Annotated in this window: 20 protein-coding genes; 11 read left to right on the top strand and 9 right to left on the bottom strand. The window is 68.2% G+C overall.

What is annotated here, in order from left to right; translation table 11 throughout:
* Nucleotide 1: 1 nt before the first annotated feature.
* Together DA1_RS16415 and DA1_RS16410 are read right to left on the bottom strand one after the other, a co-directional pair.
* Complete coding sequence (locus tag DA1_RS16415; protein ID WP_034391761.1) at nucleotides 2–511, bottom strand: MarR family winged helix-turn-helix transcriptional regulator; 510 nt, start codon at nucleotides 509–511, stop codon at nucleotides 2–4.
* A gap of 150 nt (nucleotides 512–661) precedes the next feature.
* Nucleotides 662–1,348: a DUF3334 family protein gene (locus tag DA1_RS16410; RefSeq protein WP_012204543.1), complete on the bottom strand. Its 687-nt coding sequence runs from the start codon at nucleotides 1,346–1,348 to the stop codon at nucleotides 662–664.
* 140 nt (nucleotides 1,349–1,488) lie between these two features.
* On the opposite strand from DA1_RS16410, the gene DA1_RS16405 reads away from it, so the two are divergent.
* Both DA1_RS16405 and DA1_RS16400 read left to right on the top strand, forming a co-directional pair.
* The gene (locus DA1_RS16405; RefSeq protein ID WP_034391762.1) at nucleotides 1,489–2,127 is read left to right on the top strand and encodes a ParB-like protein; all 639 of its coding nucleotides are present in this window, start codon (nucleotides 1,489–1,491) and stop codon (nucleotides 2,125–2,127) included.
* Nucleotides 2,127–3,752, top strand: a complete 1,626-nt coding sequence (locus tag DA1_RS16400; protein ID WP_034391765.1) for a SulP family inorganic anion transporter — start codon at nucleotides 2,127–2,129, stop codon at nucleotides 3,750–3,752. The genes DA1_RS16405 and DA1_RS16400 overlap by 1 nt, the downstream gene beginning before the upstream one ends.
* A 53-nt stretch (nucleotides 3,753–3,805) precedes the next feature.
* On the opposite strand, the gene DA1_RS16395 is transcribed toward DA1_RS16400, so the two are convergent.
* On the bottom strand, nucleotides 3,806–4,792 hold the full coding sequence (locus tag DA1_RS16395) for a LacI family DNA-binding transcriptional regulator (protein ID WP_034391767.1): 987 nt from the start codon (nucleotides 4,790–4,792) through the stop codon (nucleotides 3,806–3,808).
* Between the two features lie 134 nt (nucleotides 4,793–4,926).
* On the opposite strand from DA1_RS16395, the gene ptsP reads away from it, so the two are divergent.
* Genes ptsP through DA1_RS16380 form a run of 3 tightly spaced genes read left to right on the top strand, consistent with a single transcriptional unit; the run spans nucleotide 4,927 to nucleotide 10,183 of the window.
* Nucleotides 4,927–7,470 carry a phosphoenolpyruvate--protein phosphotransferase gene (ptsP, locus tag DA1_RS16390; RefSeq protein ID WP_034391769.1) on the top strand — a complete coding sequence of 848 codons (2,544 nt, stop codon included), beginning with the start codon at nucleotides 4,927–4,929 and terminating at the stop codon, nucleotides 7,468–7,470.
* Nucleotides 7,467–8,432: a 1-phosphofructokinase family hexose kinase gene (locus tag DA1_RS16385; RefSeq protein ID WP_034391771.1), complete on the top strand. Its 966-nt coding sequence runs from the start codon at nucleotides 7,467–7,469 to the stop codon at nucleotides 8,430–8,432. The genes ptsP and DA1_RS16385 overlap by 4 nt, the downstream gene beginning before the upstream one ends.
* Nucleotides 8,433–8,455: 23 nt before the next feature.
* A complete protein-coding gene (locus DA1_RS16380) occupies nucleotides 8,456–10,183 on the top strand; it encodes a PTS fructose transporter subunit IIC (RefSeq protein ID WP_034391773.1) in 1,728 nt (575 codons plus the stop codon).
* Nucleotides 10,184–10,241: 58 nt separating this feature from the next.
* Here the strand turns inward: DA1_RS16380 and proX are convergent, their stop codons facing one another.
* The 4 genes from proX to DA1_RS16360 form a co-directional block, all read right to left on the bottom strand.
* On the bottom strand, nucleotides 10,242–11,288 hold the full coding sequence (gene proX, locus DA1_RS16375) for a glycine betaine/L-proline ABC transporter substrate-binding protein ProX (RefSeq protein WP_012204550.1): 1,047 nt from the start codon (nucleotides 11,286–11,288) through the stop codon (nucleotides 10,242–10,244).
* A 110-nt stretch (nucleotides 11,289–11,398) separates the two neighbouring features.
* A complete protein-coding gene (gene proW / locus DA1_RS16370; protein ID WP_034391775.1) occupies nucleotides 11,399–12,598 on the bottom strand; it encodes a glycine betaine/L-proline ABC transporter permease ProW in 1,200 nt (399 codons plus the stop codon).
* Nucleotides 12,595–13,929 (bottom strand): glycine betaine/L-proline ABC transporter ATP-binding protein ProV, encoded by a 1,335-nt coding sequence (gene proV / locus DA1_RS16365; protein ID WP_155294342.1) that lies wholly within the window; start codon nucleotides 13,927–13,929, stop codon nucleotides 12,595–12,597. Before proV ends, proW begins: the two co-directional genes overlap by 4 nt.
* A gap of 743 nt (nucleotides 13,930–14,672) precedes the next feature.
* Complete coding sequence (locus tag DA1_RS16360) at nucleotides 14,673–15,281, bottom strand: TIGR00645 family protein (RefSeq protein WP_012204594.1); 609 nt, start codon at nucleotides 15,279–15,281, stop codon at nucleotides 14,673–14,675.
* 231 nt (nucleotides 15,282–15,512) lie between these two features.
* On the opposite strand from DA1_RS16360, the gene acs reads away from it, so the two are divergent.
* Complete coding sequence (acs, locus tag DA1_RS16355) at nucleotides 15,513–17,513, top strand: acetate--CoA ligase (protein WP_013803247.1); 2,001 nt, start codon at nucleotides 15,513–15,515, stop codon at nucleotides 17,511–17,513.
* A 175-nt stretch (nucleotides 17,514–17,688) separates the two neighbouring features.
* A complete protein-coding gene (locus tag DA1_RS16350; protein WP_034391779.1) occupies nucleotides 17,689–18,171 on the top strand; it encodes a hypothetical protein in 483 nt (160 codons plus the stop codon).
* Nucleotides 18,172–18,274: 103 nt separating this feature from the next.
* On the opposite strand, the gene DA1_RS16345 is transcribed toward DA1_RS16350, so the two are convergent.
* Nucleotides 18,275–18,580 (bottom strand): c-type cytochrome, encoded by a 306-nt coding sequence (locus DA1_RS16345; RefSeq protein ID WP_034398318.1) that lies wholly within the window; start codon nucleotides 18,578–18,580, stop codon nucleotides 18,275–18,277.
* A 106-nt stretch (nucleotides 18,581–18,686) separates the two neighbouring features.
* Between DA1_RS16345 and DA1_RS16340 the strand changes: the two genes are divergently transcribed.
* Complete coding sequence (locus DA1_RS16340) at nucleotides 18,687–18,929, top strand: TIGR04438 family Trp-rich protein (protein ID WP_034391781.1); 243 nt, start codon at nucleotides 18,687–18,689, stop codon at nucleotides 18,927–18,929.
* A gap of 189 nt (nucleotides 18,930–19,118) precedes the next feature.
* The gene (gene ilvD / locus DA1_RS16335; RefSeq protein WP_013803243.1) at nucleotides 19,119–20,978 is read left to right on the top strand and encodes a dihydroxy-acid dehydratase; all 1,860 of its coding nucleotides are present in this window, start codon (nucleotides 19,119–19,121) and stop codon (nucleotides 20,976–20,978) included.
* Nucleotides 20,979–21,170: 192 nt separating this feature from the next.
* On the opposite strand, the gene bfr is transcribed toward ilvD, so the two are convergent.
* Nucleotides 21,171–21,647, bottom strand: a complete 477-nt coding sequence (bfr, locus tag DA1_RS16330; RefSeq protein WP_013803242.1) for a bacterioferritin — start codon at nucleotides 21,645–21,647, stop codon at nucleotides 21,171–21,173.
* Nucleotides 21,648–21,910: 263 nt separating this feature from the next.
* Between bfr and DA1_RS16325 the strand changes: the two genes are divergently transcribed.
* Nucleotides 21,911–22,750: a p-hydroxycinnamoyl CoA hydratase/lyase gene (locus tag DA1_RS16325; protein WP_034391784.1), complete on the top strand. Its 840-nt coding sequence runs from the start codon at nucleotides 21,911–21,913 to the stop codon at nucleotides 22,748–22,750.
* Between the two features lie 70 nt (nucleotides 22,751–22,820).
* Nucleotides 22,821–25,001, top strand: coding sequence for an acetate--CoA ligase family protein (locus DA1_RS16320; protein WP_034391786.1), 2,181 nt, complete (start codon nucleotides 22,821–22,823; stop codon nucleotides 24,999–25,001).
* Nucleotides 25,002–25,035: the final 34 nt, after the last annotated feature.

Below are 25,035 nucleotides of genomic sequence, written 5' to 3'. Positions count from 1 at the left end.
CTCAGGCAGCCTGCTCGTCGGGCAGGTCCGCGTCGCAGGCGGGCTCGGCGGCCATGGCTTGCAGCAGGCGCTGCAGCGTGGCGTATGCCGCATCCAGTTCCTCGGGCGGCACGGCGCCCAGCACCTGGGCACGCGCCTGCTGCAGCAGGCCCTGCACGGCTTCTACCTGGGCATGGCCGGCTGGCGTGAGCTGGATTTTCCTGACGCGGCGGTCGCTGTCGTCCACGCGCTCTATCCAGCCCTGGGCGGCCAGGCCGTCCACCAAGCGCACGACGGAGGAGCTGTCCAGCGCCAGGGAGTGGGCCAGATCCTTCTGGCGCATGGCCTCGGGCGAGCGCGCCAGGTGCATCAGCGGCATCCACAGTGCCTGGGTCAGTCCCATGGGTGCCAGCAGCCGGTCCAGCGTGCGGCGCCACTGTTTGTTCACCTGCCCCAGCGTGAACATGAAATGCCTTTGCACGGCGGCGGGGTCGGCCTGCGTGGGCGGTGAGGGGGCGAAAGGGGACGACATCGGGTGATATTCAAATAGTTGGCATCCCAATTATCTGCATATCAACGATGTCGTTTGCGGGGCCGCCCTGATACATCCGCATGCATCAGGGTCTTGCCCGCGGTGCCGGGGCCGTATGCCGGGCTGTATGCCGGAGCCGCGTGCCGGCAGTTACATGCCCAGCGACTTGAGCAGTTCGTCGGTGTCGGTGCTGGCGGCCGGCGCGGGCGCTGCGGCCGGGGCGCTGGCGGCGGTCTGGGCCATGAGCGCATCGGGATCGGGGCGCTCCTGGGGCTCGAAGTCAACGACCTTGATGAACTCCGTGCGGTCCATGGCCAGTTCGAGATAGAAGATGTTGTTGTTGCCCGTGTAGAAGGTCACGCGGCGCGCCTCGGGGGAGTCGAGGTTGGCGTCCACGCTGAGGTTGACCTGCTTGTTCAGGCGGATCATCTTGGGCTGGCTCTGGGTGATGTAGGTCTGAAGCTCGCGCTGGACCTTGCTGGTGAAGTCGCCCACCACCTGGTTCATCAGCTCGCCCATGACGTTGCTGACATCGTCCGAGGTATAGGAGGTGGCCAGGTCGTCCTCGCCCATGCCCATGCTCAGCATGTAGCTGCGGTACAGCTCCATGGCGGCGGCGGCCGAGAAATTGATGATCACCAGGCCCGAGAAGCCGCCGTCCACCAGGACAAAGCAGCCGATGTCGGGCTTGAGGCTGGTCTTGGTGATGCGTTGCACCATGCCCGAATACTGGATCTGGCACTGCGTGGCCACCTGGAGCACGCGCGAGACGGAGTTGCAGAGGCTGATCAGCACGTCTTCCGTGCCATGGACGATGGGATGTTGGGGCTGGTTCATGAGGTCAACGGGACAAAATTGTGAGCGATTATGGGTGCAAGTCCGTTGTTGCGACCATTTGTAACTCCGAAGGCGTATTCTGGATGTCGGACCGGGCAGCCCGCCGGGTCCGCACCTTTGATGCAACGGAGGTTTGGACGATGAGAGCACAGCAGCATCTGACCCGGGTTCCGCTGGACGCACTGCGTCCCACGCAGATGACCATAGGCGCCGCCGAAGTGCAGACCAAGCGCGCCCAGTGGGGCCACCTCAAGCGCAAGGAGCGCGAAGGCCTTCTGGCCTCGCACTGGTTTCCTGCCGTGCTGGGGCCGCGCGGCCTGCACTACATCGTTGACCATCACCACCTGGGGCTGGCGCTGACGCAGGAGTCCGTGGAGCAGGTCTGGGTCATGCAGCTGGCCGATTTCAGCGAGGCCGATCCGCTGATGTTCTGGCGCCTGATGGAGTTCCACCAATGGGCCCATCCGTATGACGAGCGCGGCCGCCGATGCGACTGGGCCAAGATGCCCGAGCAGCTGGACCGCCTGCGCGACGACCCCTACCGCAGCTTGGCCGGCGCCGTGCGCAAGGCCGGTGGCTATGCCAAGGACACGGCGCCTTTCGTCGAATTCCTCTGGGCCGATTTTTTCCGCACGCGCTTTGCACCCAAGGACCTGCGCAGTGGCAAGAGCGATGTCGCCTTGCCCGATCAGGCCCTGCACGAGGCCCTGGGCCTGGCGCACGGCGCCGAGGCGCGCTACCTGCCGGGCTGGTCCGGCGTCGTTGCTCCGCAATCCTGATGCGTGCGCCTGGCCTGCCTGCCTTGGCCGATTGGGGCGCCGGCCTGTCCATCGCCGGCCTGCTGCTGCCCGAGGCCGTGGCCTATTCCGGCATCGCCGGCCTGCCGCCGCAGGCCGGGGTGATTGCGCTGTTCGCCGGGCTGCTGGCCTATGGCCTGCTGGGGACCAGCCGCTTCGCCATCGTCTCGGCCACATCCTCCTCTGCCGCCGTGCTGCTGGCGGCCACGGCGTCCATGGCCGGCACCTCGCCGCAGCAGCGCATGCTGCTGGGCGTGGGCATCGTGCTGCTGACGGGCCTGTTCTTCGTGGTGGCGGGGCTGGCGCGGCTGGGCGCGGTCTCCAATTTCATTGCCAAGCCCGTGCTGCGCGGTTTTGCGCTGGGGCTGGCGCTGACCATCGTGGTCAAGCAGATCCCGCATGCCGTCGCCTTCCAGCCTGTGCATGGCGATCTGCCGCGCTTTGTCTGGGAGCTGCTGGCCGGCTGGCGGCACTGGAATGGAGCGGGCCTGGCCATGGCCGTTGCGGCGTTGCTGCTGATGCGTGCGCTGGCCCGCTGGCGTGGCCTGCCTGCGGCCTTGCTGGTGATTGCGGCCGGCATTGCGCTGGATGCGAGCGGCTGGTGCGCGCGCTGGGGCATTGCGGCCGTGGGGCCGATACGGCTGGATTTCTCCAACCCCGGCATTCCCTCGCTGTCGCGCGCCGAATGGCTGCGCCTGGGCGAGCTGGCCTTTGCGATGGCGCTCATCCTCTATGCCGAGTCCTATGGCTCCATCCGTACCTTTGCGCTGCGCCATGGCGACCGCGTCGATGCCAACCGCGACCTGATGGCGCTGGGCGCGGCCAACCTGCTGTCGAGCGTGTTCCATGGCATGCCCGTGGGCGCGGGCTACTCGGCCACATCGGCCAACAAGGTGGCGGGCGCGCAAAGCCGCGCTGCAGGCCTGGTGGCCTGCGCCGTGGTGGGCCTGGCCGTCTGGCTGCTGCTGCCCTGGATAGAGCGCACGCCGCAGCCGCTGCTGGCCGCCATCGTCATCCACGCCGTGGGCCACACGCTGAACCCTGCCGCGCTGCGCCCTTACTTCGCCTGGCGGCGGGATCGCTTGATCGTGGTGCTGGCCTTCTTTGCCGTGCTGGCGCTGGGCGTGCTCGACGGGCTGCTGCTGGCCATCGCGGCCAGCCTGCTCATGCTGCTGCAAACGCTGTCGCGCTCGCATGTGAGCTGGCTGGGCAGGCTGGGGGACACGCATGACTTTGTCGATGCCGCACGCCACCCCGACGCGGTGGTGCCGGCCGGCCTGCTGATCGCGCGGTCCGAGGCGCCGCTGTTCTTCGGCAATGCCGACCCGGTGTTTGCGGCCATCCGGGAGCGGCTGCAATCCCTGCCTTCGCCCCGCGGCGTGGTGCTGAGCCTGGAAGATTCGGCCGATCTGGATGCCACCAGTGTCGAGGCGCTGTGCGACTTCGCGGCCCAGTTGCGGCAACTGGGCGTGCCGCTGGCCCTGGCCCGCGTCAAGGACCCCGTGCGCGACCTGCTGGCGCGCGTGGGCAATCCGGCCTTGCCGCACGCCAGCTATGCGGGCTGGAGTGTGGACGACGCCGTGCGCCAGTTGCAGATCCCTGCGTGATTCCGGCGTGACCCCGGCGTGATTCCGATGTGATCCCGCCCCGGCGTAGCACCTCAGCCCGCCGCCTGGGTGGACTCGCGCACGATGCAGCGCCCCTGCATGATCACCTTGCGCAGCGGCAGGTCGGGCGTGTGCAGCCGCTCCATGAGCAGGCCGAATGCGGCGCGGCCCATGGCCTCCACCGGCTGCTCGATCACGGTGATGGCGGGGGCCACCAGTTCTGTCCAGCGCTCGTTGTCGAAACCGGCGAGCGCCACGTCACCGGGGATGCGCAGGCCTGCGGCGCGTATCGCGCGCAGGCAGCCTTCCAGCAGCAGGCTGTTGCTGGCCACGAAGGCATCGGGCCGCTGCGGCTGGCGCAGCCATTGCGCGACCTCGGCCTCGGCGGCATCGCTGGTCGGAGGCAACTGGCGCAAGTCGGGCGCCAGGCCCGCATCGTGCATGGCGGCCAGATAGCCGTCGCAGCGCTCGCGCGCCGTGCTGCTGGTGCTGCCAAAGACGCCTGCAATGCGGCGGCGGCCCTGGCCCACCAGATGCCTGACCAGGGTGGCGCAGGCCTGGGCGTTGTCCAGCACCACGCTGTCATGGAAGGCCGGGGCGCCCGCCCGGTCCACCAGGACGACGGGAAACTCCAGCTGCATGCGCTCCAGCTTGTGCAGGCTGGCCTGGGTGGGCGCAAAGATCAGCCCCGCGATGCGCTCTTCCTGCATGAGCTGCAGGTACATGGCTTCGCGCTGCGGGTCTTCGTCGGTATTGCACAACAGCACGCGCCGGCCCTGGCGATAGGCCTCGGCCTCGACCGCGCGGATCAGGGCCGTGAAAAACGGGTTGCGTATGTCGGCCACCAGCACGCCCATGGGCCCTGCGTCGCGCGCGCGCAGCCGGCGCGCCATCAGATTGGGCCGGTAACCCGTGGCCTGCACGGCGGCCGCGACCCGCGCCCGGACCTCCTCGCTGACCGAGCCGCCCGCCAGCGCGCGCGATACCGTCGATTTGGAAACCCCGGCCGCACGGGCCACATCGTTGATGCTGATGCTCAATGCAATCGTTCCCGTTGGTTGTGGTTGCCGCAGAGGATAACTCCAAAGAAATGCCGAGTTATTGCCGGATTATGGCCGGGTTATGTTGCAGTGCAGATTGACTGATGGTTGGGAACGTTCCCACAATCCGCGCCATGATCAATGCCCATTCATCTCTCCCGGCGGTTGCACCCACCGCTCCTGCGGGCCTGCAGATCGCCGTACGCCTGGACGCCAGGGTGCGCGACAAGGCCGACGCCATCGCCCAGGCGGCCCGGCTGCTCCAGGACAGCGGCTGCGTGGCCCCTGGCTATGCCACCGGCATGCAGGCGCGCGAGGCCCAGGCCGAAACCTTTCTGGGCCACGGCGTGGCCATTCCCCACGGCCGCGCCGAAGACCGGGCCCTGGTGCTGCGCGACGCGGTGGCCGTGCTCCAGGTGCGCGAGGGCCTGGATTGGAATGCAGGCCAGAACGTGCATCTGGTCGTGGCGGTGGCGGCACGCTCCGATGCCCACATCACTTTGCTGCGCCGCCTGGCCGGCCTGCTGCAGACACCCCGGCTGCAGGCGCTGTTCACCACCGGCGATGCGCAGCAGGTCATCGATGTACTCCAGGGGCAAGCGGACCCGGCGCCGCCTGCCGCCCGCCCGGCGGCAGTGGACCTGGCCGAGGCGCGCGAATGGACCATTGCCTATCCCAACGGCCTGCATGCGCGGCCTGCCACGCGCTGGGCGGAGGCGGCGCGCGGCTTTGCCTCGCGCATCCAGGTGCGCCATGGCGGCGAGGTGGCCGATGCGCGGCAGATGGCCAGCCTGCTGCAGCTGGGACTGCGCGAAGGCGACAAGGTCACCGTCTCGGCAGAGGGCCCCGACGCCAGTGCCGCGGTCCAGCGCCTGTGTGCAGTGGCCCAGGCCCTGGTGGCCCAGGAACGTGCCGATGCCGACGCCGCTGCGCGCAAGGCGGCCGAATCGCCCGCCACGGGCTGGCTGCCGCCGCTGGCGCGGCCTGCCTTTGTGGGCCTGGGCGCCAGCCCGGGGCTGGCCGTGGCCCGCATCCACCAGTGTCGTGTGGAGGCCGCCGAGATTCCCGACCTGCCCGAGCCGCTCAGCGTGGGCGGTGCGCGGCTGCATGCGGCGCTGGCCGAGACGCAGGGCCAGCTGCGCGCCCTGCATGACGACACCCGCCGCCGCCTGGGCGAAGGCGATGCGGCCATCTTCAGCGCGCAGGCCGAGTGGCTGGGCGACACCGGACTCATCACGCGCGCCTGCCAGTTCATGGTCCAGGGCCACGGCGTGGCCTGGGCCTGGGACCAGGCCGTGGAGGAGGGCGCTGCCCGTCTCCAGGCGCTGGACAACCCCGCGCTGGCCGCGCGTGCCGCCGATCTGCGCGACGTGGGCCGGCGCGTGCTCGTGCAACTGCAGCCCTCGCTGGCAGCGGCGGGACCGGAGGGCCTGCCGGAAGGCGGCTGCATCCTGGTCGCGGCCGATCTTTCGCCCTCGGAAACCGCCCAGCTGGACACGGCGCGCGTGGCCGCGCTGGTCACGGCGCAGGGCAGTCCCACCTCGCACACGGCCATACTCGCGCGCACGCTGGGGCTGCCGGCCGCCGTGGCGGCGGGCGGCGGCGTGCTGGGCATGGCCGATGGGGCCCTGGCCATCGTCGATGGCGCCAATGGCCGCATCTACCTTGATCCCTCGGAGCAGGACCTGGCTTCGGCGCGTGCCCACATGGCCGGGCAGCGGGCGCTGCAGGAACGCGTGTCCGCGCAGCGCAGCCTGCCTGCCATCACCACCGATGGCGTGCGCATCGAAGTCTGCGCCAACGTCAACCTGCCCGAGCAGGTGCCGCTGGCCCTGTCCCAGGGCGCCGAGGGCGTGGGTCTGATGCGCACGGAATTCCTGTTCCTGGAGCGCGGCAGCACGCCCGGCGAGGACGAGCAGTACGAAACCTACCGCGCCATGGCGCAGGCGCTGGAGGGCCGGCCGCTGATCGTTCGCGCGCTGGACATCGGCGGCGACAAGCAGGTCGCCCACCTGGAGCTGCCCCGCGAGGACAACCCCTTTCTGGGCGTGCGCGGCGCGCGGCTGCTGCTGCGCCGCCCCGACCTGCTGGAGCCCCAGATGCGCGCCCTGTACCGGGCGGCCCGCGATGGCGCAAGGCTGTCCGTGATGTTTCCCATGGTCACCAGCGTGCAGGAGCTGCTGGCGCTGCGCGCGGCCTGCGAACGGCTGCGTGCCGAACTGGACGCCCCTGTCCTGCCGCTGGGCATCATGATCGAGGTGCCCGCCGCCGCCGTGCAGGCCGACGCACTGGCCCGCCATGCGGACTTCTTCTCCATAGGCACCAACGACCTGACCCAGTACGTGCTGGCCATGGACCGCCAGAACCCGCAACTGGCGGCCGAGGCGGACAGCCTGCATCCGGCCGTGCTGCGGATGGTGCGCGCCACCGTGCAGGGCGCTGCCACCCACGCGCGCCCCGTGGGCGTCTGCGGCGGACTGGCCGGCGACCCGTTCGGTGCGCTGCTGCTGGCCGGGCTGGGGGTGGGCGAGCTGTCCATGACCCCCAACGACATCGCCGGTGTCAAGGCCGGCCTGCGCGCGGCCAGCCTGCGGCAGTTGCAGGCGCTCGCAGACAGGGCGCTCGGCTGCGAGGATGCCGCGCAGGTGCGGGCACTGGCCAAGGAGGTGACGGCATGAACGCCCCGCAAGCCATCACCATGACCCTGAACCCGGCCATAGACCAGCTCGTGACCCTGGATGCGCTGCTGCCCGGCCAAGTGCAGCGCGCATTGGGCAGCGTGCAGGCGCCGGGCGGCAAGGGCATCAATGTCGCCGCCGCCTTGGCGGGCCTGGGCGTTTCCACGGCCGCGCTGGGCGTGCTGGGCAGCGACAACGCCGGCATGTTCGAGGCCTTGTTCGCCCAGCGCGGCATTGCCGACGCCTGCCTGCGCGTGCCGGGCCAGACGCGCACCAACATCAAGCTGGTGGCCGACGGCGGACGCCAGACCACGGACATCAACCTGCCGGGCCTGGTGTTGGCCGAAGCGCATCTGGACGCCGTCATGGCCGCGCTGGCCCGGTATCTGCGGCCCGGCCTGGCCGTGGTGCTGTCGGGCAGCCTGCCGGCCGGCCTGCCTGCGGACAGCTGGGCCCGGCTCCAGGCTCAGGCCGTGGCCGCCGGTGCCTATGTGCTGCTGGACACCAGCGAGGCCCCCCTGGCCGCCGCCCTGGCGACGGCCCCCCATGCGGCCATGCCCTGGGCCATCAAGCCCAACCGGGAGGAGTTGCAGGCCGCCACCGGCCTGCGCCTGGACGGCCGCGACGCGCTGCTGGCCGCCGCGCGCAGCTTGCTGGACAGGGGGCTGGGGCTGGCCGTGGTTTCCATGGGCGAGGAGGGCGCGCTGTTTGCCAGCGCGCAAGGCGCGGTGATCGCGTGGCCGCCGCAGCGCGCGCGCGGCAGCTCCGTGGGCGCGGGCGATGCCATGGTCGCGGGCATGGTGGCCGCGCGGCTGCGCGGACTGGATCTGGCGGACACCGCACGCCTGTCCACGGCCAGCGCGCTGGCCTGGCTGCAGGCAGCGCCCGCGCGCGAAGTCGATGCCGACCGCGTCCAGGCCCTGGCCGCCAGCGTGCTGCTGGAGCCATGCCAGTGGCCGTGATCCCCCATTCTTCAGGAGCTCTCATGAACCCTCTTTTTGTGGTGATCGCAGCGGCCGGGCACGACGCCGAAGCGCTGCTGGCCGCCGAAGCCCTGCGCCATGCGGCCGGACAGCGTCCCTTGGCCGTGGAAGTGCGCGCCAGCGGCGGTGTGATCGGGCTGCATGCGGCCGATGCCGCCGCGCAGGCCGGGCAATTGCTGATCGTGGGGGATGCCGGCACCGATGACGATGCAGACACCGCCGCCGATGCCTCCCGCTTCGTGCAGGCCGCCGTCGAGCGCTGCAGCCTGCGCGAGGCGCTCGACGATCCAGCCGGCGTGCTTGCACGCTGCGCTGCCGCCAGTCCCGCAGTACAGCGCACGGGCAAGCGGATCGTGGCCGTCACCTCCTGCCCCACGGGCATCGCCCATACCTTCATGGCGGCCGAGGGACTGCAGCGCGGCGCGGCGGCGCTGGGCCACGCCATGCGCGTGGAGACGCAAGGCTCGGTGGGCGCGCTCGATGCGCTGACGCCGCAGGAGATTGCCGAGGCCGACCTGGTCATCATCGCCGCCGACCGCGAGGTCGATCTTTCGCGCTTCGCGGGCAAGCCGCTGCTGCGCAGCGGCACCAAGCCGGCCATACGCGACGGCTCGGGGCTGATCGCCAAGGCGCTGGCCGAAGCCACCGTGCATGGTGCCGCCGTGGGCGCTGCTGCAGGCGGCGCCGCGCCCACGCCGGCCCGGACCCAGGGCGGTGCCTATCGCCACCTGATGACCGGCGTGTCCTTCATGCTGCCCTTCGTCACGGCGGGCGGCATTCTGATCGCCATGGCTTTTGCGCTGGGCGGCATCTATGTCCATGACGATGCGCACCAGGGCACGCTGGGATGGACGCTGTTCCAGATCGGCGCCAAGGGCGGCTTTGCGCTGATGGTGCCGGCGCTGGCCGGCTATATCGCCTATTCCATTGCCGACCGGCCCGGCATTGCGCCGGGCATGATCGGCGGGATGATCGCGTCCAGCATGGGCGCAGGCTTCATCGGCGGCATCGCGGCCGGCTTCATCGCCGGCTATGCCGTGGCCTTCATGGCGGCGCACATCCGGCTGCCGCAGGCGCTCAAGGGCCTGCTGCCCATGCTGATCCTGCCTGTGCTGGGAAGCCTGTTCACGGGGCTGCTGATGTTCTATCTGGTTGGTGCGCCCGTGGCCGAGCTGCTGCAGTGGCTGAGCGCCTGGCTGCGCGGCATGCAGGGCGCCAGTGCCTTGCTGCTGGGCCTGTTGCTGGGCGCGATGATGGCCTTTGACATGGGCGGGCCGGTGAACAAGGCCGCCTATGCGTTTTCCACGGGAATGATCGCGAGCCAGGTCTACACGCCCATGGCCGCAGCCATGATCGCCGGCATGACGCCGCCGCTGGGGCTGGCCCTGGCCACGCGCCTGTTCGCCGACCGCTTCACGCGCGAGGAGCGCGGCAGCGCCGCCTCGGCCGGCGTGCTGGGCCTGGCCTTTGTCACCGAGGGGGCCATTCCCTACGCGGCGCGCGATCCGCTGCGCACGATTCCGGCCCTGGTGCTGGGCTCGGCCGTGGCCGGTGCCGTGTCCATGCTGGCGGGTGTGGAGCTGAAGGTGCCGCATGGCGGCATCTTCGTCGCGCCCATTCCCAACGCCGTGACCCACGTGGCCATGTATGCGGTGGCGCTGGTGGCGGGCGTGGTGGTCACGGCCATCGCCCTGCGCATGTTCAAAAGGCCCGCCGAAGCGGGCCTTTGAAGCGGGCCTTTGAAGCAGGAAGCCGGGGGAACGCCTGGAGCGGCTCCCCCCGCAGCGTTCAGCGGGCTGCGGCGCGGGCCTGTTCGAGCCAGCCGTCGAAGGTCTTCTGGTGGGCCTTGATCCAGCCGTCCACATGGCGGTTGATGTCCGAGGGCTTGTTCTGGCCCTGGCTCATCATGTGGTTCTGCGCGCTGATGTCGCCCACGGGCAGCTGCATCAGCTCGAACAGCTTGCCGGCGTCGGGATGCTTGTCGGTGAAGGCCTTGTTGGCCACGATCTGCTGCTTGTTCACCACGAAGCCGTAGTTCTTGCCGTTGGGCAGCTTGGTATCGAACTTGGCCTGCTCGCCGGGCAGCGAGGAGAAGGGCACCTCCAGCCACACCACGTCCTTGCCGGGCTTGAGCACGTTGCTCACCCAGTAGGGCGTCCAGGTGTAGTAGAGGATGGGCTTGCCGGCCTTGTAGCGCGAGATGGTGTCGGCGATCAGCGCCGAGTACGTGCCCTGCTTGTGGGTCACGGTGTCACGCAGCTTGTAGGCCGTCAGGTGGTGCTCGATCACGGCCTCGCAGCCCCAGCCCGGCGTGCAGCCGGTGAGGTCGGCCTTGCCGTCGCCGTCCGAGTCGAACAGCTTGGCGATCTTGGGGTCCTTCAACTGGCCGATATTGGTGATCTTGTATTCGTCGGCCGTCTTCTTGTCGATCAGATAGCCCTGGGCGGCGTTGTCCGAGTACACGCCCTTGCGGAACAGCTTGGCGTCGCCGCCCGCGTTCTTGTAGTAGTCGGCGTGCAGCGGGTTCCAGTGCGTGGCCAGGAAGGTGGCGTCGCCATTGGCAATCGCCACGTGGGCCGTGGGGTACTCGACTTCCTGGAAGGGCTGCACGTCGTAGCCCAGCTTCTCCAGGGCCTTCATGACGATCAGGGTCTGGAAGCTTTCTTCGGCGATGGAGCTCTTGAGCGGCGACACCTTCACGCCCTTGCCGGGCTGGTCGCTGGCGGCCGATGCGCCTGCGCAGGCCAGTGCGATGCCGGCAGCCATCGTGGCGGTGCGCAGCCAGTGGCTGGCAGCGGCAGTTGGCAGTCGGTTGTGGTTCAGGGCTTGGTTCATCCTCGGGTTCCTCCGTTGTGTGATGAAAGGGGAGTGGGCGGCCAGCGTGGCTGGCCGCTTTTCGGGAAGGCGGCGCGGCAGTGGGCCCATCCGCGCCGCAGTGAAGGCATTCAGCTGGTACTGCCGCGATGGACCGGCTTGTTGCCGGCGCCCAGCAGGCGGGCAATGCAGCCGGCGGGGCCGCTGTGCCACCAGCGCGCACCGCCACGGGTCGTTTGCCCCATGGCCTGGGTGATGCGGTCCAGCACGATGGCCAGCAGCACGATGCCCAGTCCGCCCACGGTGGCCAGACCCATGTCCAGGCGGCCGATGCCGCGCAGCACCATCTGGCCCAGGCCGCCCACGGCGATCATGGAGGCGATCACCACCATGGACAGCGACAGCATCAGCGCCTGGTTCACGCCCGCCATGATGGACGGCATGGCCAGCGGCAGCTGCACCTTCCACAGCAACTGCCAGGGCGATGCGCCATAGGCGCGGCTGGCTTCGATCAGGTCGGGGCGCACCTGGCGGATGCCCAGGTTGGTCAGGCGGATCAGCGGCGGCAGCGCGAAGATGATGGTCACGATCACGCCGGGCACGTTGCCGATGCCGAACAGCATCACCACGGGCACCAGGTAGACGAAGGCCGGCGTGGTCTGCATGGCGTCGAGCAGCGGGCGTGTCCAGCGCTGCGCACGGTCGCTGGAGGCCAGCAAAATCCCCGCGGGCAGGCCGATGACCATGCAGAACACCAGCGAGGTCAGCACCAGGGACAGCGTCACCATGGCCTCGGGCCAGATGCCCAGCATGGCGACCACCACCAGCGAGACGGCGGCGCCAATGGCCATGGCGCGGCCCGCGAACTGCCAGGCCACCAGGGTCAGGATCAGGATCAGCAGCGGCCAGGGCAGGGCCAGCATGGCATCGGTGATGCCCGACAGCGTGCCGTCGATGGGTGTGCGCACGGCCTGGAAGAAGGGACGGAAATGGTGGACCACCCATTCCAGGCCGCTGTTGATCCAGCCCTGCACGGGCAGGCCGTCGGTGGTCAATTGGTGCCAGAGGCTGGCATGGGCGTCGTCGGGAACGCCCGAGCCGGCCGAGGCGCCCAGCCAGTCACCGCCTGCGGCATCACCGCCGCTGGCGGCGCCCCAGGGATCGGCCGAGGCATCGGGTGCCGGCGTGGCGGCGGTTGCCCAGGGATCGGCACTTGCAGAGGCTGCAGAGGCTGCGGAATCGGTGGAGGCAGGGGCTGCGCTCGCATCCGCCCAGGGATCGGTGGCGGCAGCGGCGGTGTTCGGGTTCAGGCTGTTGGTTGCATCGCTCATGCGGCATCTCCTTGTCGTTGTTCAATCGGCTCCACGGTCGGCGCGACGGTGGGGGCGACGGTGGGAGCGTTGGAGGCCGGGAAATGCGGGTTGAGCGTGACCGGCGGCACGATCTCCTGCGGCGGCGGCACGGGCGGCGTGTCGCGGTCCAGGAAGCGCAGCATGGTGGTGCGGCTGACCACGCCCATGAACTGGCCGTCGTCGCTGGTCACCGGCAGCGCGCAGGGCGCGGCGGCCACGGGGCCGAACAGCTCGGCCACCGGCGTGCCTGCGGACAGCGGCTGCACGTTGGGCAGGAAGGCGTGGCTCAGGCCCAGCATGCCCGGGCGGCCATGCAGTGCGTCGCGCAGCGACTGCGAGGAGACCACGCCCAGGAAGCGGCGGCGCGCGTTGACCACATAGGCGTAGTCGCGGTCGGAGTCTTCCAGCAGGCGCTGGGCTGCGCGGCAGCCGCGGTCGCTGTGCTCGGACACCACGGTCAGCGCCTGACGTGCGATGTCGCCGGCCTTGAAGACCGAGGCCGCGTCCACACCGCGCACGAAGCTGCGCACATAGTCGTCGGCAGGGCTGCGCAGGATCTCGTCGGGCGTGCCGACCTGGATCACCTGGCCGTCCTTCATGATGGCGATGCGGTCGCCGATGCGCATGGCCTCGTCCAGGTCATGCGAGATGAAGACGATGGTGCGGCGCTGGATCTGCTGCAGGCGCAGCAGCTCGGACTGCATCTCCGTGCGGATGATGGGGTCCAGGGCCGAGAAGGCCTCGTCCATCAGCAGGATGGACGGATCGGACGCCAGCGCCCGGGCCAGGCCCACGCGCTGCTGCATGCCGCCCGACAGCTCGTCGGGGTAGCTGGCGCCCCAGGCGCCCAGGCCCACCTGCTCCAGCGCGGCCTGGGCCTGTGTCTGGCGCTCGGCCTTGTCTGCGCCGGCCAGCTCCAGGCCGAAGGCCGTGTTGTCCAGCACCGTCATGTGCGGCATCAGCGCAAAGGACTGGAACACCATGGAAATGTCCTTGCGGCGCAGCGCGCGCAGATCGCGCTCGCTCAGGGCGTTGATGTCCTGGCCATCGACCACGATGCGCCCGGCCGTGGGCTCGATGAGGCGATTGAGCATGCGCACCAGGGTGGACTTGCCCGAGCCCGACAGGCCCATGACGACGAAGATCTCGCCGGCCTCGATGGTGAAATTGGCGTCGAACACGCCGATGGACTGGCCCGTGCGCTCCAGGATCTCCTGTTTGCTCAGGCCCTGTTGGACGAGGTCGAGTGCGGTCTTGGGGTCGTCCCCGAACACCTTGAACACATGATCGATGATGATCTGCTTGGCCACTGTGGCGTTCTCCTTTTGGGTGAGATGGAACACAGTCCAGCGTCCTCGACGAGCGAAGACGCTGGCGCGCAAGCCAAAAATGAAGCCCTGATGCCGTTCGCTGCAGAGGACTGCCGTCCCCCGTTGCTGGGATTCAAACAGGTGCGAAAGCACCCGAGGCGGCTCGGATGGCACGCGAAGCGGTGCGCAAGAGCCAGAAGTCGAGAGCAGCCGGCGGCGAGGCGCGCGGTGTCTCAGTCGGGCATCGTGGCTGAAGATCAGCCAGCGCGATGCCCCACAACATCAGGACCGAGTTTCGGCCCGGTTGACGGGGCTGTGCCGGGAGCACAACGATCCGCCGGGGTGTATCGGCAGGCCGTGAAGACGGTGCCGATGACCTGCTTGGCAGGTTGTAAAGAAGCCGAAATTATATAAAACAGGTTTTACTGCGTCAAAACGCATGAGCCGAAGAAGGCCTGTTTTGGGCTGTTTCAAGCCCTTGGGGGCTGGAATCCGGTCAGTATTTGCTCACTTAATGAGAGCGGATGAGCCATTATTCACAAGGCATATGCTGTCATCGATGAATAAAATCGGTCAAGCGTCAGCTTGAGGAAAGCTTCAGGTCCGATCTGCGGCAAAAAGCGTGCCTGGGGCGCTGGCCGGCCGGGCGCCAGCAGGTGTCCGACCCGTCGTCCGCTTCCGTCCATGAAAAAAGCCCCGCAGCGGCTGGCGCTGCGGGGCTTCGGTGCGGGATGCCGACGGGCTCAGTGGTTGCTGGCCGTGCTGTTAATCAGCTTGTCGGTATAGGCGATGGCCAGGGCGCTGGCCAGGAAGGTGACGTGGATGATGGTCTGCCACATCAGCACCTTGACGTCGTAGCTGCCCGCGTTGATGAAGGTCTTGAGCAGGTGGATGGAGCTGATGCCGATGATGGACAGGGCCAGCTTGACCTTGAGGATGGAGGCGTTCACGTGGCCCAGCCACTCGGGCTGGTCGGGGTGGCTGTCCAGGCCCAGGCGGCTGACGAAGGTCTCGTAGCCGCCCACGATGACCATGATCAGCAGGTTGGAGATCATCACCACGTCGATCAGCGCCAGGACCACCAGCATGATGATGGTTTCGTTGAGCGCGCCGATGGGCGCATCGTGCTTGTAGCCGATGCTGGTGATCAGCGCCTGCAGCGCTTCCTGGTTGCCGAAGGCGGCCTCGATCAGGTGCCACAACTCGAGCAGGAAGTGCCATACATAGACGCCCTGGGCGGCAATCAGGCCCAGGTACAGCGGCAGCTGCAGCCAGCGGCTGGCGAAGATCAGGGAAGGCAGGGGACGCAGGGGGGAGCCGGGGGCTCGATTGGAGTTTTGCTGGCGGGCCATGGTGGTCGGTCGCGCTTGTCTGGTGTGGGAGCGTGGATGGGAGGGGACAATGGCCGTGGAAAACGGGCGCGCGATTTTAGCGGCGAAACAGGCCATTGCCAGTGACAGCCGGGAACTGCGGGGAATCCCCAGGTAGACGCGCCCAAGGGGGTTTCAGTCAGTGGCATGTAAGACCGGCCCCCGACAGTCACACCACAATTTTTATTTGGCCAGCCCAGGAGACAAGCAAGCATGAGCACCGCAACAGCATCCCCCATTGAATCGGTACTGGTGGAGAACCGGGTCTTCCCGCCGCCGGCAGACTTCGCCGCCAAGGCCCGCATCTCCGGCATGGAGCAGTACAAGGCGCTGTGCGCCGAGGCAGAGAATGACTACCAGGGCTTCTGGGCCCGCCTGGCGCGCGAGAACGTGGTCTGGTCCAAGCCCTTCACCCAGGTGCTGGACGACAGCAATCCCCCGTTCTTCCGCTGGTTCGCCGACGGCGAACTCAACGCCAGCGCCAATTGCCTGGACAAGCACATGGGCACGGACGTCGAGCACAAGACGGCCATCATCTTCGAGGCCGATGGCGGCGAGGTCACCAAGGTCAGCTACCGCGAACTGCTGGAGCGCGTCTCGCAGTTCGCCAACGCGCTCAAGGCGCAGGGTGTGCAAAAGGGCGACCGTGTCCTGATCTACATGCCCATGACCATCGAGGGCGTGATCGCCATGCAGGCCTGCGCGCGCATCGGCGCCACGCACAGCGTGGTGTTCGGCGGCTTCTCGGCCAAGGCGGTGCAGGAGCGCATCGTGGACGTGGGCGCCGTGGCCGTGATCACCGCCAACTACCAGATGCGCGGCGGCAAGGAGCTGCCGCTCAAGGCCATCGTGGACGATGCGCTGGCGCTGGGCGGCTGCGAGGCCGTGCGCCATGTCTTCGTCTACGAGCGCACGGCCACGGCCTGTGCCATGACGGCCGGCCGCGACAAGACCTTCGGCGAGATCCTGGCCGGCCAGAGCACCGAGTGCGCGCCCGTGGCCGTGGATTCCGAGCACCCGCTGTTCATCCTCTACACCAGCGGCTCCACGGGCAAGCCCAAGGGCGTGCAGCACTGCACGGGCGGCTATGTGCTGTGGGCCAAGCAGACCATGGAGTGGACCTTCGACCTCAAGCCCAGCGACGTGTTCTGGTGCACGGCCGACATCGGCTGGATCACCGGCCACACCTACGTGGCCTATGGTCCGCTGGCCGCTGGCGCCACGCAGATCGTGTTCGAGGGCGTGCCCACCTTCCCCAACGCGGGCCGCTTCTGGCAGATGATCGAGCGCCACGGCTGCACCATCTTCTACACGGCGCCCACGGCCATCCGCTCGCTGATCAAGGCCGCCGACGGCGATGCCGCCGTGCATCCGAAGAACTCGGACCTGTCCAGCCTGCGCCTGCTGGGCAGCGTGGGCGAGCCCATCAATCCCGAGGCCTGGATGTGGTACCACCGCAATGTGGGCGGCGAGCGCTGCCCCATCGTGGACACCTTCTGGCAGACCGAGAACGGCGGCCACGTGATCGCCCCCATGCCGGGTGCCACGCCGCTGGTGCCGGGTTCATGCACGCTGCCGCTGCCGGGCATCATGGCCGCCATCGTCGACGAGACAGGCCACGAACTGCCCAACGGCGCGGGCGGCCTGCTGGTCGTCACCAAGCCCTGGCCGAGCATGATCCGCACCATCTGGGGCGACCCCGAGCGCTTCAAGAAGAGCTATTTCCCGGCCGAGCTGGGCGGGCAGACCTACCTGGCCGGCGACGGCGCGGTGCGCAGCGAGGACCGTGGCTACTTCCGCATCACGGGCCGCATCGACGATGTGCTCAATGTTTCGGGCCACCGCATGGGCACGATGGAGATCGAGTCGGCCCTGGTGTCCAAGACCGACCTGGTGGCCGAGGCCGCCGTGGTGGGCCGCCCCGATGACCTGACGGGCGAGGCCATCTGCGCCTTCGTGGTGCTCAAGCGCTCGCGTCCCACGGGCGAGGAGGCCAAGCAGATCGCAAAGGAGCTGCGCGACTGGGTGGCCAAGGAAATCGGCCCCATCGCCAAGCCCAAGGACATCCGCTTTGGCGACAACCTGCCCAAGACGCGCAGCGGCAAGATCATGCGCCGCCTGCTGCGCTCGATTGCCAAGGGCGAGGCCATCACCCAGGACACGAGCACGCTGGAGAACCCGGCCATCCTCGACCAGTTGGCCGAGACGAACTGAGGTCCGACACGACCGCCATGAAGAACCGGAGCCCTGGCTCCGGTTTTTTCTTGGCTGGACTGCGGGCGGCGCCCTGTCTTGCAGTCCTATTTTGTGTGGGCCGACAGCTCAGGCATGATGGTTGCAGTACAACCGAAGCTGTTGCTTTCACCACTGCCGAGGGAGGCCTTTCACCATGAATCTGAGAACCCTGTCGCTGCTGATCACCGTGGCCCTGATTGCGCTGCTGGCGGCATTCAACTGGAACACGCTGGCCGCGCCGTCCGTCGTGTCGCTGGGCGTAACCGACGTCCAGGCGCCGCTGGGCGTGCTGATGCTGGCCCTGACCTGCCTGCTGGGCGTGTTCTTCGTCGCCTATGTGCTGTGGCTGCAGGGCTCGGTACTGATGGAGGCGCGCCGCCACGCCAAGGAAATGCAGGCCCAGCGGGACCTGGCCGACAAGGCCGAGGCCTCGCGTTTTACCGAGCTGCGCACCGTGCTGGAGGACCTGCATGCGCGTGACAAGGAAGTGCTGATGGCGCGGCTGGACGGGCTGGAGGCCCATCTGGTGCAGCGTGCCCAGGAGTCGGACAACAGCACGGCCGCCTATGTGGGGCAGCTGGAGCAGCAGGTTCGCCTGTACCAGCAGCCCGGCGCAGGCGCTCCGGACTACAGGTAGGCGGCCCGCGCCCGGATTTATGGGCGGACCATGAAAAAAACCGCGCGACTTGCGTTGCGCGGTTTTTTTCGTTGCGGGCCCCGAGGCGGGAGGCCGGCGGAACTTACTTCAGCGACAGCACCCAGGCGGCCAGCTTCTTGGCGTCGGCATCGTTGACCTGGGGGTTGGCGGGCATGGGAACCGGGCCCCAGACGCCGCTGCCGCCCTTCATGATCTTGGCGGCCAGCTTGTCCACCGCGTCCTTCTGGCCCGCGTACTTGGAGGCCACATCCTTATAGGACGGGCCCACCAGCTTCTTGTCCACGGCGTGGCAGGCCATGCAGTTCTTGGAGGCGGCAAGAGCCTGGTCGGCCATGGCGGGAGCCACGGTGACGACGGTCAAGGCCAATGCGATCAATGTCTGCTTCATCATGAGTTCCTGGGGGTTGTCGGGAATAATTATGCGAAACATTGTAGTGGGCGCGCATGCCTGATGCGTTACCTCGTGTGAAGCACCGTCTGGTGAAGGAGAAGTTATGTATCTGTTGGGAATCGCGGTCCTGCTCACCCTGCTGAAGTTGGCCGATATCGAGCCTGTGGCCTCCTGGTCCTGGTACGTCATCCTGGGCGCCTATGGCGTGACGGCAGCCTGGTGGGCCTGGGCCGACACCTCTGGCTACACCAAGCGGCGCGCGGCCGACAAGATCGAGCAGCGGCGCTTGAAGCGCATCGAAAAGAACAAGGAAGCCATGGGCACGGGCACGCGTTCGCGCCGCTGAGGGGCCTTGAACGGCGGCGCAGGCTTCGCCGCAGGCGATGCCTGGGGTCTGCAAAGGGGCAGCCCATGCCGGCCGGGGCATTCCTGTGCCCCAGCGGTGCGGCGGGCGCTGCGCCATAATCTTCGCCCAGACCCTGGCCTTCCCCACAGGACCAGGGATGGACCGAGACGACAGACAACTGGATTCCCCATGCCCGCATACCGTTCCAAGACTTCCACCGGCGGCCGCAACATGGCCGGTGCGCGCGCCCTGTGGCGTGCCACCGGCATGAAGGATGGCGACTTCGACAAGCCCATCATCGCCATCGCCAACTCCTTCACGCAGTTCGTTCCGGGCCACGTCCACCTCAAGGACCTGGGCCAGCTGGTGGCGCGCGAGATCGAGGCCGCAGGCGGCGTGGCCAAGGAATTCAACACCATCGCCGTGGACGACGGCATCGCCATGGGCCACGACGGCATGCTGTATTCGCTGCCCAGCCGCGACATCATCGCGGACTCGGTGGAGTACATGGTCAACGCCCACTGCGCCGACGCGCTGGTGTGCATCTCCAACTGCGACAAGATCACCCCCGGCATGCTGATGGCCGCCATGCGGCTGAACATTCCGGTGATCTTCGTCTCCGGCGGCCCCATGGAAGCGGGCAAGACCAAGCTGGCCAATCCCAACACGCACAAGCTGGAGTTCAAGAAGCTGGACCTGGTCGATGCCATGGTGATCGCGGCCGACTCCAACTACACCGACGAGCAGGTCGCCCAGGTCGAGCGCTCGGCCTGCCCGACCTGCGGTTCCTGCTCGGGCATGTTCACCGCCAACTCCATGAACTGCCTGACCGAGGCGCTGGGCCTGTCCCTGCCCGGCAACGGCACGGTGCTGGCCACGCATGCCGACCGCGAGGAACTGTTCAAGCGCGCCGGCCGCCGCATCGTCGAGCTGGCCCGCGAGTACTACGAGCAGGAAGACGCCTCCGTGCTGCCGCGCTCCGTGGGCTTCAAGGCCTTCGAGAACGCAATGACGCTGGACATCGCCATGGGCGGCTCCACCAACACCATCCTGCACCTGCTGGCCATTGCCCGTGAAGCCGAGATCGACTTCACCATGGCCGACATCGACCGCCTCTCGCGCTCCGTGCCCCAGCTGTGCAAGGTGGCGCCCAACACGCAGAAATACCACATCGAGGATGTGCACCGCGCCGGCGGCATCTTCGCCATCCTCGGCGAGCTGGCCCGCGCGGGCAAGCTGCACACCGACGTGCCCACCGTGCACGCCAAGACCCTGGGCGAAGGCCTGGCGCAGTGGGACATCACCACCACCCAGGACGAGGCCGTCAGGCACTTCTACCTGGCAGGCCCGGCCGGCATTCCCACCCAGGTGGCCTTCAGCCAGAACACGCGTTGGCCCAGCCTGGACCTGGACCGTGCAGAAGGCTGCATCCGCTCCTACGAGCACGCCTTCTCCAAGGAAGGTGGCCTGGCCGTGCTGACGGGCAACATCGCCCTGGACGGCTGCGTGGTCAAGTCGGCCGGCGTGGACGAAAGCATCCATGTGTTCGAAGGCACGGCCCACGTGACCGAGTCGCAGGACGAGGCCGTGCAGAACATCCTGGACGACAAGGTCAAGGCCGGCGACATCGTCGTCGTGCGCTATGAAGGTCCCAAGGGCGGCCCCGGCATGCAGGAAATGCTCTACCCGACCAGCTACATCAAGTCCAAGGGCCTGGGCAAGGAGTGCGCACTGCTGACCGACGGACGCTTCTCGGGCGGCACCTCGGGCTTGTCCATCGGCCACTGCTCGCCGGAAGCTGCCGCTGGCGGCGCCATCGGCCTGGTGCGCAACGGCGACCGCATCCGCATCGACATTCCCAACCGCAGCATCAACGTGCTGGTCTCCGACGAGGAGCTGGCCCGCCGCCGTGCGGAGCAGGATGCCAAGGGCTGGAAGCCCGCCGAGCCGCGCCCGCGCAAGGTCTCGGCTGCGCTCAAGGCCTATGCCAAGCTGGTGATGTCGGCCGACAAGGGCGCCGTGCGCGACCTGTCCCTGCTGGACGACTGACACCGGGCAGCACCGCCGCCCGGCGGTGCGCACCCGATGAAAATGAAAAGGGATGGAAGGCCTTGCGGCTTTCCATCCCTTTTTCTTTTCTCTTCTCTCAGGCCCTTGAGGGCTCTTGTTTCATCGCGGGGCGACCGGCTTGCCGTTTCATCGTGGCTGCCGGTTTGCTTTTCATCGTGGGGCGACTTGTCTTCAGGCCGGCTCGCCCATCTTGCTTTGCAGGTAGTTGGGCAGGCCTATTTTTTCAATCAGGCCCAGTTGCTTCTCCAGCCAGTAGGCGTGGTCTTCCTCGGTATCGCGCAGCTGGGCCAGCAGCAGGTCACGGCTGTTGAAGTCGCTGTGGCGCTCGCACAGGGCCATGGCCGAGCGCAGGCTGTCACGCACGCGGTATTCGGTGGCCAGGTCCTTGCGCAGCATCTCTTCGACGGTCTCGCCGGGCGTGAACTCGTGCGGGCGCATGTCGGGGCGGCCGCCCAGGAACAGGATGCGGCGCAGGATGGCGTCGGCGTGCTGGGTTTCCTCTTCCATCTCATGGCCGATGCGCTCGAACAGGCGCAGCAGGCCCTGGTCTTCGTACTGGCGCGAGTGGATGAAGTACTGGTCGCGCGCGGCAAGCTCGCCGCGCAGCAACTCTATGAGGCATTCGATGACTTCTGGTTGGCCTTGCATGTTCTTCTTCTCCTGACTGTGTGAACGCCGCAAGTATCGCGTGAACCGGCCCTTGGGCCAAAGCGCGCGCTGCAATTCCCCGTGGACGGCGCATTGCATGCATGCGCGACGCAGAAGCATTCGCATCGCGGCAGGCTGGCGGGGGGATGGGGCTAGGGTAAACGCTGTATTGCGGGCTTCAATAATAGTTATTTATCATAACGATTATGGAGCCGAAGCATCGGTGTCCAAAACCCCATTTCCCCTTTGCACAAGGAAGCGCAATGAGCACCGAACGTACCGAAGAACAGACCGTGTCCTGCACCGTCACAGGCCGCGTGGCCTGGGTGAAATTCAACCGCCCTGAAAAGCGCAACGCCATGAGCCCCCAGCTCAACCGCCAGATGATGCGTGTGCTCGACGACCTGGAGTTCCGTGACGACGTGGGCGTGGTCGTGCTTGCAGGCGAAGGCACGGCCTGGACGGCCGGCATGGACCTGAAGGAATACTTCCGCGAGACCGAGGCCACCGGCCTGGCCGGAACCCGCAAGGCCCAGCGCGAGAGCTATGGCTGGTGGCGCCGCCTGCGCTGGTTCCAGAAGCCGACCATTGCCATGGTCAACGGCTGGTGCTTCGGCGGCGGCTACGGCCCGCTGTTCGCCTGCGACCTGGCCTTTGCCTCGGATGACGCCAAGTTCGGCCTGTCCGAAATCAACTGGGGCATCCTGCCCGGTGGCGGCGCCTCCAAGGTGGCGGTGGAACTGCTGTCCTTCCGCCGTGCCATGTACCACGCCATGCTGGGCGAGAACATCGACGGCCGCACGGCCGCCGAGTGGGGCCTGGTCAACGAGTCGCTGCCGGCCGATCGCCTGCAGACCCGCGTCACCGAAGTGGCCGAGGCCCTGCTGCAGAAGAACCCCAGCGCCCTGAAGGCCACCAAGGACGCCATCCGCCGCGTGCGCGACATGAGCTACGACAACGCCGAGGACTACCTGGTGCGCGCCCAGGAAGCCGCCAACAGCTACGACAACGAAGGCCGCAAGGAAGGCATGCGCCAGTTCCTCGACGACAAGACCTACAAGCCCGGCCTGGGCACCTACGACCTCTCGAAGCAAAAGTCCTGAAGACCCGCACATCCTGAGTGGCCGCGCCCTCGCTGCTAGGGCGCCTGCCGCCAACCCATTGGAGACAAGAATGACAACGACAGAGATGGCGGCCGCCCCGCGGCCCGACATCGGCAGGCTGCTGAGGCCGCGTTCCATCGCCATCGTCGGCGCCTCGGCCACGCCGGGTGCGCTGGGCGCATCGGTGCTGGGCAACCTGGAGCGCAACGGCTTTGCCGGCGACATCCACCTGATCAATCCCAAGCGCAGCGAGATCGCCGGGCGGGCCTGCCTGGCCTCGGTCGATCAGCTGCCCGAAGGCGTGGATGTGGCCGTGCTGGCCATCCCTCAGCCCTTTGTGCTGGACACGGTGCGCGCACTGGCGGCGCGCCGCGTGGGCGCGGCGGTGATCTTCTCGGCAGGCTTTGCCGAGGCGGGCGAGCGCGGCATGGCCGAGCAGCGCGAGATCGCACGCATTGCCGCCGAGGCCGGCATGGTGGTGGAAGGCCCCAACTGCCTGGGCTGCATCAACTACCTACAGCGCGTGCCGCTGACCTTTGTCGAAGTGAACATCGACGCGCAGCAGGCCGATGCCACGCGGCCTGCCATTGGCGTGGTCTCGCAAAGCGGCGCCATGATGACCGTGCTGTGCACCACGCTGGCCAGCCGCGCGCTGCCGCTGTCGCACGCCATCTCCACGGGCAACGAGGCCGCCAGCCATGCCGAGGACTATGTGGACTTCCTGCTGGAGCAGCCTTCCACGCGCGTGGTCGCCATGATCGTCGAGCAGTTCCGCCAGCCCGCGCGCATCCTGGCCGCCGTGGCCCGTGCGCGCAGCCTGGGCAAGTCGGTGGTGCTGCTGCATCCGGGCAAGAGCAGCGCGGCGCGCGCCTCGGCCGCCACGCACACCGGCGCCATGGCCGGCGACTATGCGCTGATGCGCACCAAGCTGGAACGCGCAGGCGCCGTGTTTGCCGAGACACTGGAGGAGCTGGGCGACATCGCCGAGATCGCCATCCGCTGCCCCGTGCTGCCATCGGCTGGTGCGGCCGCTGCAGCCGGTGCAGCCGCTGCAGCGGGAGTTGCCGTGCTGGGCGAGTCCGGCGCCTTCAAGGCGCTGACGCTGGACTGGGCCGAGGAACTGGGCCTGGCCCTGCCCGCCATCGGCGACGACGACTCGCCCGCGCTGCGTGCGGCACTGCCCGAGTTCGTGGGCGTGAGCAACCCGCTGGACCTCACGGCCCAGGGCCTGGTGGAGCCGGATCTGTATTTCCGCACGCTGGATGCGCTGTTTGGCGATGCGCGCTTTTCCACCGTCCTGGTCGGCCTGATCCAGGGCGATCCGGTGACCTGCGGCATCAAGATGCCGCCCGTGCTGCGCGCCGTGCGCGAGCTGCGGCCGGCCAAGCCCGTCATCGTGGCGGGCCTGGACGAGGGCGCGGCCGTGCCTGCCGAGTTCATCGCCGAGATGCGTGCGCTGGGCGTGCCGTACTTCCCCAGCACCGAGCGTGCCCTGCGCGCCGTGCAGCGCCTGACCGCCTTCAGCCAGCGCAGTTTCGAGCGCACCGATGCCCAGCCCGTCGCCCTGACCCTGCCCGCAGGCCGCACGGTGGTGCCCGAGTACGAATCCAAGGCCGTGCTGGCACAGGCCGGCATACCCTTTGCGCGCGGCCGGCTGGCCACCTCGGCCGAGCAGGCCGTGGCGATTGCGTCGGAGATCGGCTGGCCCGTGGCGCTCAAGGCGCAGTCCGCCGACCTCAGCCACAAGAGCGATGCGGGCGGCGTGATCCTGAACATTGCCGATGCGCAGGCCATGGGCGAGGCCTGGGGCCGGCTGCATGCCAACGTGGCGGCCTATGACAGCGCCATTGCGCTGGACGGCGTGCTGATCGAGGCCATGGGCCAACGTGGCCTGGAGATGATCATCGGCGCGCGCAACGATCCGCAGTGGGGCCCGGTGATCCTGGCCGGCCTGGGCGGCGTGACGGCCGAGATCATGCGCGATGCGCGCCTGCTGGACGCCGACCTGTCCACCGGCGAGGTGCTGCGCGAACTGGACCGCCTGCAGGGCGCGCCGCTGCTGCACGGCTACCGTGGCGCCCCGGCGCTGGACCGCCAGGCGCTGGCCGAACTCATCGTGCGCCTGGGCCAGGTGCTGCGCGGCACGCCGGCCATCCGCGAGATCGACCTGAACCCGGTCATCGTGCTGCCCGAAGGGCTGGGCGTGGTCGCGCTCGATGCGCTGATGCTGGTCGAGCACAGCGCCGGCTGATGCCCGCGCAAGGGCTGGCGCGGTGCGCCGGCCC

The sequence above is a fragment of the Delftia acidovorans NBRC 14950 genome (assembly GCF_001598795.1).
GTDB classification, from domain to species: domain Bacteria; phylum Pseudomonadota; class Gammaproteobacteria; order Burkholderiales; family Burkholderiaceae_C; genus Comamonas; species Comamonas acidovorans.
This window is presented reverse-complemented; position numbering and strand designations above follow the sequence as displayed.

Coding starts and splice junctions, on each gene's coding strand:
- DA1_RS16415 (WP_034391761.1), bottom strand. CDS start 511: ATGTCGTCCCCTTTCGCCCCCTCACCGCCCACGCAGGCCGACCCCGCC.
- DA1_RS16410 (WP_012204543.1), bottom strand. CDS start 1,348: ATGAACCAGCCCCAACATCCCATCGTCCATGGCACGGAAGACGTGCTG.
- DA1_RS16405 (WP_034391762.1), top strand. CDS start 1,489: ATGAGAGCACAGCAGCATCTGACCCGGGTTCCGCTGGACGCACTGCGT.
- DA1_RS16400 (WP_034391765.1), top strand. CDS start 2,127: ATGCGTGCGCCTGGCCTGCCTGCCTTGGCCGATTGGGGCGCCGGCCTG.
- ptsP (WP_034391769.1), top strand. CDS start 4,927: ATGATCAATGCCCATTCATCTCTCCCGGCGGTTGCACCCACCGCTCCT.
- DA1_RS16385 (WP_034391771.1), top strand. CDS start 7,467: ATGAACGCCCCGCAAGCCATCACCATGACCCTGAACCCGGCCATAGAC.
- DA1_RS16380 (WP_034391773.1), top strand. CDS start 8,456: ATGAACCCTCTTTTTGTGGTGATCGCAGCGGCCGGGCACGACGCCGAA.
- proX (WP_012204550.1), bottom strand. CDS start 11,288: ATGAACCAAGCCCTGAACCACAACCGACTGCCAACTGCCGCTGCCAGC.
- proW (WP_034391775.1), bottom strand. CDS start 12,598: ATGAGCGATGCAACCAACAGCCTGAACCCGAACACCGCCGCTGCCGCC.
- DA1_RS16360 (WP_012204594.1), bottom strand. CDS start 15,281: ATGGCCCGCCAGCAAAACTCCAATCGAGCCCCCGGCTCCCCCCTGCGT.
- acs (WP_013803247.1), top strand. CDS start 15,513: ATGAGCACCGCAACAGCATCCCCCATTGAATCGGTACTGGTGGAGAAC.
- DA1_RS16350 (WP_034391779.1), top strand. CDS start 17,689: ATGAATCTGAGAACCCTGTCGCTGCTGATCACCGTGGCCCTGATTGCG.
- DA1_RS16345 (WP_034398318.1), bottom strand. CDS start 18,580: ATGAAGCAGACATTGATCGCATTGGCCTTGACCGTCGTCACCGTGGCT.
- DA1_RS16340 (WP_034391781.1), top strand. CDS start 18,687: ATGTATCTGTTGGGAATCGCGGTCCTGCTCACCCTGCTGAAGTTGGCC.
- ilvD (WP_013803243.1), top strand. CDS start 19,119: ATGCCCGCATACCGTTCCAAGACTTCCACCGGCGGCCGCAACATGGCC.
- bfr (WP_013803242.1), bottom strand. CDS start 21,647: ATGCAAGGCCAACCAGAAGTCATCGAATGCCTCATAGAGTTGCTGCGC.
- DA1_RS16325 (WP_034391784.1), top strand. CDS start 21,911: ATGAGCACCGAACGTACCGAAGAACAGACCGTGTCCTGCACCGTCACA.
- DA1_RS16320 (WP_034391786.1), top strand. CDS start 22,821: ATGACAACGACAGAGATGGCGGCCGCCCCGCGGCCCGACATCGGCAGG.